5 protein-coding genes are annotated in these 4,253 nt (G+C 44.3%); 3 read left to right on the top strand and 2 right to left on the bottom strand.

Annotation, left to right across the window (positions count from 1 at the left end):
• Nucleotides 1–289: 289 nt before the first annotated feature.
• The gene (locus tag R8N49_RS24180; RefSeq protein ID WP_046820894.1) at nucleotides 290–508 is read right to left on the bottom strand and encodes a cold-shock protein; all 219 of its coding nucleotides are present in this window, start codon (nucleotides 506–508) and stop codon (nucleotides 290–292) included.
• A gap of 500 nt (nucleotides 509–1,008) precedes the next feature.
• Nucleotides 1,009–1,272 carry a hypothetical protein gene (locus tag R8N49_RS24175; protein WP_225451601.1) on the bottom strand — a complete coding sequence of 88 codons (264 nt, stop codon included), beginning with the start codon at nucleotides 1,270–1,272 and terminating at the stop codon, nucleotides 1,009–1,011.
• A gap of 702 nt (nucleotides 1,273–1,974) precedes the next feature.
• Here R8N49_RS24175 and R8N49_RS24170 point away from each other — a divergent pair.
• The 3 genes from R8N49_RS24170 to R8N49_RS24160 are packed head-to-tail and all read left to right on the top strand — an operon-like array spanning nucleotide 1,975 to nucleotide 3,753.
• Nucleotides 1,975–2,220, top strand: a complete 246-nt coding sequence (locus tag R8N49_RS24170) for a hypothetical protein (protein WP_052752995.1) — start codon at nucleotides 1,975–1,977, stop codon at nucleotides 2,218–2,220.
• On the top strand, nucleotides 2,213–3,109 hold the full coding sequence (locus R8N49_RS24165) for a site-specific integrase (protein WP_046820892.1): 897 nt from the start codon (nucleotides 2,213–2,215) through the stop codon (nucleotides 3,107–3,109). The genes R8N49_RS24170 and R8N49_RS24165 overlap by 8 nt, the downstream gene beginning before the upstream one ends.
• Nucleotides 3,106–3,753 carry a hypothetical protein gene (locus R8N49_RS24160; RefSeq protein ID WP_169627349.1) on the top strand — a complete coding sequence of 216 codons (648 nt, stop codon included), beginning with the start codon at nucleotides 3,106–3,108 and terminating at the stop codon, nucleotides 3,751–3,753. The genes R8N49_RS24165 and R8N49_RS24160 overlap by 4 nt, the downstream gene beginning before the upstream one ends.
• Nucleotides 3,754–4,253: the final 500 nt, after the last annotated feature.

The raw sequence follows: 4,253 nt of genomic DNA, 5'->3' as shown, positions 1-4,253 counted from the left end.
TCGGTGGCTGATGCGCGTCGCTCTGTCCAAAACATCTTGAGTCCAAACAGAGTGCAGGAATACTTGAAGTGCTTAAACGATATGGGCTATCATGAAAGGACTTACACAGGCCGCTAAACCAGTAAGTATTTCCGAAAAAACCCGTCCGCCAAGACGGGTTTTTTCACATCTGGAGAAAGAGATTAATGCTAAAAGCATTTGATCTCAATATCGATCATCTTCGAAAGAGCAATTATTTGAACAAAAAAAAGCCCTAGCTAATAGCTAGGGCTTTTTTTAGATTCGTTTTTTAAGCAAGGCAAACATTAGCCGCTTGCAGGCCTTTCTGGCCTCTCTCAACATTAAATGTAACCTGTTGACCTTCAATCAAAGTTTTAAATCCATCAGATACAATGGCATTAAAGTGAACAAAAACATCGTCACCACCATCACTTTGAGAAAGAAAACCAAAACCTTTCGATTCGTTGAACCATTTAACTGAACCAGTTGCTTTATTTGAATTAGACATTGTTGTCCCTTATAGAATTAAATTAATTATATCGCGAAATGCGATGTGCTAAGACATTGAATTATTTAATGATTAGGTACAACTAAGGAGCATTCTAGGTATTGTAACGTAGAGAGGTACAACAAGGAGAGGTTTTACTTAATATGAAACTTTACATTTAATAACTCTGAACAGCAGAGCGAAGCTAGTATTCCCCAAGTTGCTTAAAATGTAAAGTTTTTTTTGACAAAGATCACAAAATCTCTCGTTCAACTTCTATAGTAAATGAAGTCATCACCGACTCATCAAAAAGCAATTTTCATTTCGCATTATTGGTTATATGTTAAATGGCCGAGATTACCCTCTTTTTTACCCCTGAGAGCGCCTCAGAAGCCCGTAGCGGCGATTTCAGACACTTGATCAAGGCGATATGCTTCCATAACGCCTTGTAAGTTTGTGACGGTTTTAGCGCGATTTACAGGGCAAAAATGGCACTGTTCATTTGAAACAAAAAATGCCCTCTAACGGGCATTTTCATCATCTTTATCACCGAGCTGCTTATCACACCACGCAATGATTTCACGCGCTTTCAATGCCATCAGCCCGAAAGCGATCATCAAAATAATATATATCCAAGCCGCCAAATTCATCCAACTTGGTACGTTGTCACTCACCAAGAGGAAAGGTGCGCTACATGACAATGCGGTAAAAAGAACTCGTAAAAACATAATCACCTCTGTTCTATCAACCCTAATACCACCGTAACACCCATATTTAATTTCCAAACTTTCATCCGTGTACCAGGCAAAATCCGCCTAAGCGATTTTGCTTGGTGTACGGATGTGACAAGCGAAGCGCGTCAGTTCTTCTCTTCGCAGAATGTTCGTTGTGAACATTCCTCTTTCATCACGCTGTCACCTCATACCCCTATCAAATTTACTCAGCGTCCCTCTCTGTTTGCTCGCTCCGCATTGCAAAATGGAGAGAGACACTTCGCAAATTTCGCGAGCCTACTCGCGCTATGTAGAAATTAAAATTTCCACATAGCGCGAGGATTTATCTAGCCAAAACGAATTTCACGCAACAAAGAAGCTGCAACATTAACTCTGTTGACAATGCTTAACCAGTTTCATAACCTCAAGACTTACCTTACTGCAAAAGCAGGACCCTGACCGCATAGCCGATTCGGCTGGTCTACGTTGCATTCAGAGCACCGTCCGGTCTGAGAACCGAGTTAATTTTGCTCTTGCCTGTGGGGAGTACGGCCTAGTTAAAACCGTATACGTTGGTTCCAATACTGATACCAATGGGGCTTTCTCAAAGTTAGCAAAACACAAAACTCAGTACGTTATCCATGCACGGAAAGTGGACGTAGTGGTGTGAACAGTCAGCCGGCTAAACGAAAAGTAGCAAAATGGCGAACGGCAGTGCCGTCTGGATACGTCAGAGTATTCGGCTAGTTCTTACGCAAACACATCGAGATTTTTATGAGCTTTGATCCCATCGCAGCGACCGAATCTGCCAAAAAAGTACGTGCTCTACGCAAGGGCAAAAACTACAAAAAACGCACGTCAAAACTTGAGCCATTCCGCGCAGAAATCGCCAAGATGTATACCAGTGGCGCATCATTAGAACTGATCGCTCTACACCTCGAAACCAAACACAAACAATACGCCGCACGAAGTACCATTCTTCGTTACCTTCATTCCATTGGAGTGACACGTCATGGCTAGAGGACATTTCGCGAAATCAGAGAAGCAAGCAGCCTCGGTAATGAAAGAGTTACAGGGTAAAGGCAACATTATAGATTCGGTAGGCACAGCCAGGAACTACGAACAAGCACTTAAAACTTGCTGTGATTACCTGAAAGAATTCAAACTAGGCGCACTCCGAGAACTCACGCCAGAAAAAACTAAGACTTACTTAGAAACACGCGCTCAAGAGTGTTCACAAAAAACGGTCGATATGGATCGTCAAGCACTCCAAACCATGATGCAGCATGTAACACATGAACTGAAAGAAACAGAAAAGCTCGATGTCGTAAAATCCTCTTTAGAGAGCATTGAAGCGTCCCGTTCTTACACTCCTGAGCAAGTTCATGCGATCACTCAACACCAATCGGACAGCCACGCGTTCTCTACTCATTTGTGCCACGAATCGGGGCTACGCGCTCACGAGATTCTCACCTTACGTCCTTCAGGTGAAATGCCGCCAAGCCCAAGGGAAGTACACCAAGATAAATTTTCTCACCTCCCCAAGCCTTCTCAAACGTACACTGTAAAAGGCAAAGGCGGTCTGATCCGTGAAGTGCAGATCCCTAACCATTTAGCCGAACGACTAGAAGCACGCAGACTCGAAACACCCATCTCGGTGATCGACAGAGGCGTAAATTACGAATCTCATTACAACATAGTCGGTGGCCACAAATTTTCAGATGCATTCAGCAAAGCCAGTATACGAGCACTTGGTTACTCTAACGGTGCACATGGTCTACGCCACAGCTACGCACAAAATCGTTATGAGCAATTAGCCAACCACTTTGCTCGCCTTGACGTCATGACGATTATTTCTCAAGAACTTGGGCATTTCCGCCCTGACATTACCGAGGTCTATCTACGATGATTTGGGCCATCCCCCTCGTTATTTGTGGGCTGTTATTGGCCTTACTGTCTCCTTTTCTCAGCTTCCTGACCCCATCAGAGAGTATCGTTTTGGTTGATGTCGCCGACCCCAATAACCCCATTATTCTTGGGAGTGGTGCCAACACTCTTTGGGTACAATGGCAATGTTGGGCGTATATCGCTGCGTTTTGTCTTGTACTGGTCACTCTCAGTGGCGTGCTCTTTAACGCCATCCGAGCATTTTCTGATGAAGTCATCATCGAAAGTAAACAAAGATTGTCACAACGATCGGCAGAACTGGAAACGCTCAAACAAGAGTACCGACAAAAAATCCAACAAGATGTTCTAAATGAACACGCCGAAAAAGAAGAGAAATTTAAACAATGGGAGAAAGGGCTACTTTCCATTCAGCACCAAACCGAAGAACAAGAACGAAAAGTACAGCATTGGATAGCACAAACCCAACACGCTCTAAAACAAAAACAACGAGAAACCCACAGTAAACTCGGACAGCGAGATAGATTGAGTGAACAGAAACGATGTATTGCTCAATTTTTGGATGAGTCTAACTGGACTTTCCCAAATGGAGAAAAGTTCACGTATAGTGCTTTACTGAAACGAGCCAGACAACACAAGAAAGAGTAACTCCCCCCACACCCCCCTCTAAAAATCAAAGATTTTTTCTTTGGGCATTGCCCACCGAAAAGAGCTCAAGGGGCTTTTTGAATGGCCCACGCTCTTTTGTGGACAAGCCCAAAAGGGCAATAAGGTTGCCGCACAGGGCGGCGCTCTCAGCCCTTTCGGCTGCGCCGACCCCTACCCATTTTCGACTCGTTTTGAGTGAATCTGAGCATTGTCTGTGGTCGCTTTCCGTGGAGTTTTTTCTCTTACCCTTTCGGGCTGCCCTGCGCTGTGAGTAAGGCTTTACGCCCCCATTCCAGTCTCACAACACCCATCACTTATTCCTTTTCCGTTCATCCCCTCTAGCAGCTATGAGGTGGCGGTTTTATCGTGCTTTCGCAAGTTATGATGAGTGCCTTTACCTGCCACCTATGGAACTTCCCTTGGTCGGTGGCTGATGCGCGTCGCTCTGTCCAAAACATCTTGAGTCCAAACAGAGTGCAGGAATACTTGAAGTGCTTAAA

The sequence above is a fragment of the Vibrio sp. 1978 genome (assembly GCF_033344345.1).
The sequence above is the reverse complement of the archived record's forward strand: the minus strand, read 5'-3'. Positions and strand labels throughout refer to the sequence as shown.

Coding starts and splice junctions, on each gene's coding strand:
- R8N49_RS24180 (WP_046820894.1), bottom strand. CDS start 508: ATGTCTAATTCAAATAAAGCAACTGGTTCAGTTAAATGGTTCAACGAA.
- R8N49_RS24170 (WP_052752995.1), top strand. CDS start 1,975: ATGAGCTTTGATCCCATCGCAGCGACCGAATCTGCCAAAAAAGTACGT.
- R8N49_RS24165 (WP_046820892.1), top strand. CDS start 2,213: ATGGCTAGAGGACATTTCGCGAAATCAGAGAAGCAAGCAGCCTCGGTA.
- R8N49_RS24160 (WP_169627349.1), top strand. CDS start 3,106: ATGATTTGGGCCATCCCCCTCGTTATTTGTGGGCTGTTATTGGCCTTA.